The 2120-nt window shown below is 38.1% G+C and carries 1 protein-coding gene and 1 pseudogene; both read right to left on the reverse strand.

Annotation, left to right across the window (positions count from 1 at the left end):
- Nucleotides 1-1413: DUF3857 domain-containing transglutaminase family protein (locus tag AC1DRQ_RS30915; protein WP_477429870.1), on the reverse strand; the 1413-nt coding region annotated here is incomplete at its 3' end.
- 145 nt (nt 1414-1558) lie between these two features.
- Nucleotides 1559-2120 (reverse strand): annotated as a pseudogene (locus AC1DRQ_RS30920) (DUF2723 domain-containing protein); the annotation flags it as partial.

A 2120-nucleotide genomic window follows, 5' to 3' on the forward strand; every position in this document is an offset into this window, starting at 1 on the left:
ACTCCGGATATCATCGGCGTGGTTAAGGGTATAAGTGGTTTTTACCGTGAATAAAACGGGCGATTTAGCATCTTTGATCTTGTATATATCCTGATTAATTATTTTGCCGGTTTTTGATGGCGGTATAGTTGTAAGCCCGGTATTTCCTGCCTTTAATATCAGTCCTTTGCCATAATCCGGAAAATAAATATCAGTACCCGAACCACCCTGATAATCAATGGTAGCATCAATCCAAACCTGTTTCCCATTAACAGTGGCCACTACAACAGCGTGGTTAAAAGCATTATAGGTTGGCATATATTCTGCAATATGAGCACCACGATCAGCATTTACTAAAACCATGGATGCATCTATATCATTTGCTTTAAGCATTGACACCAATAACAGCGATTTATCTTTACAATCGCCATAACGTTGTTTAAATACCTTTTCGGGTTTATTTGCCTGATGCGAGTACTGCCCTATCTCGATACCCATGTACCTCACCTCGTCCTGAACGGTTTTTACCGTTTCTCTAAAGTATTTTTCCTTATTGCCGCCAGCCATAGTTTTTAGCTGTTTTATACGGTCGGCCAGTTCGCCTTTAATATTTGTGGCTGCCGGGTTAATACCTAATGCCCAGTTAACCACCCCAGCCCAGTTATCATATTCGCTGATCTGTATATATCCCCTGGCATTGTACCATACCGGTTGGTTATTATCATCGCGGGCGGCCGGAACCTGGAAATCCTCGTATTCATACCGTTTTAAGCCATTCCCTTCGGAAATAACCACTTTAGGTACTTTATTAAACGGCTTGAAATTTAACTTCCTCTGTGATGAAGTGATAATAGCTGTATACTGGTGCGCAATGGGTTGGTACCACTGTAAATAAAAATCATCACAGAATTTACCATTAAATATAGGATTACGACCGGTAATGGTATACGCGTACTCTATGCGGTCACCCTTTCTGATGTCGTCAAGGATGCATAGGGCCGAAAAGCTACCCTGGTATATAAAATTCGAAAGGTCCTGTTCGTCGGCTATTACTTTAAAGGCCGATGTTTTTAACCGGTTAATCGGTTTATTATCTCGCCAGATGGTGATATCATGAAAATCAAGCCGTTCAAAGGCCGGGTCAAAACCTACCGATATTTGAGATGCATTTTGTATACCGGTTTCAGAAACTATCTCTTTTATAACATGATGATAATCTGCCTGTTTTTCTACATGTACCTGCTGTTCAACAAGGGCGTAAAAAAAGCCCCTTTCAATGGTACGCGAGGATGGCTTTTGATTATAAACTTTACAGGTACTAAGCCATGTTGGTTTAGCCGATGTATGAACGGTTGGTGTGCCGCCTTTAACCTGGTTGTTAACAAATAAAAAACAAACAAATAAGGTGAGGTATATTTTAAAAAGCTTCTGCATACAGGCAATGAAAATAAATAAAGAACTTGACTTTTCTTTTGTTTATTTTCATATTATCTATTAAAATCAATTACTTACCATATTATTAAATAACAAAGCCACCTCATTTTACTGAAGTGGCTTTATTATCTTTTAATTATAGTACTTATTGCTGACCGCCTAAAACGGGGGCAAATTTTTTCATATAATCTTTTAACTGTGCCTGTACCTTATTATTGATATCAGCTTGTTTACTTTCCTTAGTAAAATCGGCCATACCATTTAGCAATTGCATACTGATCTGCACATCGCGCATGTTTATACTATTTGCATTGTTGGTAAGCAAGTGGTAATTATAATCAAGCTGATCGGTAACATAATCGTCAATGCTGGTTATCAATTTCTTACCCAGTACTACATCATTAAGCTGAAACGCCAATTGGGCTAAAAATAATTTGCGACCAGCAACATCTATATAGGGAGTTATATCAGGCATTTCCTGGTCATATTTATGAATAACCTTTAATGCCAGGTCATTATGACCTTCTTCCATCAGGTTTTGCGCCAGATCAATAAAAGTAGATGTCATTACCGGATAAAACATGGAGGTTGATTCATGATCAAGGTAACGGGCATTTTTGAAATTACCGAATTTAAACTTGTTCATGATATTATTATACATCACCATGGTATTTGTTTTACCTAACTGATCACGTTTGGTTGTATCC

The organism is Mucilaginibacter sp. P4_E8, assembly GCF_056401495.1.